This window comes from Streptomyces beijiangensis (genome assembly GCF_017315755.1).
Taxonomy (GTDB): domain Bacteria; phylum Actinomycetota; class Actinomycetes; order Streptomycetales; family Streptomycetaceae; genus Streptomyces; species Streptomyces beijiangensis.
In genome coordinates, this window is the sequence record NZ_JAFLRJ010000791.1 from 1 (window position 1) to 614 (window position 614).

General features: G+C 69.7%; 2 pseudogenes. One reads left to right on the plus strand and one right to left on the minus strand.

The annotated features are described in order from the left end of the window. Positions 1–62 precede the first annotated feature (62 nt). Positions 63–164: pseudogene (locus J0695_RS44655) on the plus strand (short-chain dehydrogenase); the annotation flags it as partial. Between the two features lie 58 nt (positions 165–222). Here the strand turns inward: J0695_RS44655 and J0695_RS39130 are convergent. Beyond that, positions 223–614, minus strand: a pseudogene (locus J0695_RS39130) (SDR family oxidoreductase); the annotation flags it as partial.

Sequence of the window (614 nt, forward strand, 5' to 3'; positions counted from 1 at the left end):
TCCCGTACATGCAGCGCCAGGGCCGCGGCTCGATCATCAACACCGCGTCCTTCGTGGCCCGCATGGGCGCGGCGACCAGCCAGATCTCGTACACCGCCTCCAAGGGCGGGGTGCTCGCCATGTCCCGCGAGCTGGGCGTGCAGTTCGCCCGCGAGGGCATCCGCGTCAACGCGCTCTGCCCGGGCCCGGTCAACACCCCGCTGCTGCGGGAGCTGTTCGCCAGCGACCCCGAGCGGGCGAACTGCACGCCCAGCTCGCGGGACATGGCGAGCACCCCGCCCTTGGAGGCGGTGTACGAGATCTGGCTGGTCGCCGCGCCCATGCGGGCCACGAAGGACGCGGTGTTGATGATCGAGCCGCGGCCCTGGCGCTGCATGTACGGGATGGCGGCCTTGCAGCAGAGGTAGACGGAGGTGAGGTTGACGTCCTGGACGCGCTTCCACGCCTCCAGTCCTGTGGTGAGGATCGAGTCGTCGTCGGGCGGTGAGATGCCCGCGTTGTTGAAGGCGATGTCGACGCTGCCGTAGGTGTCGTACGCCGCCTTGAAGAGGGCCTCGACCTGCTCGGCGTCGGTCACGTCGACGCGTACGAAGGTGCCGCCGACCGCTTCGGCC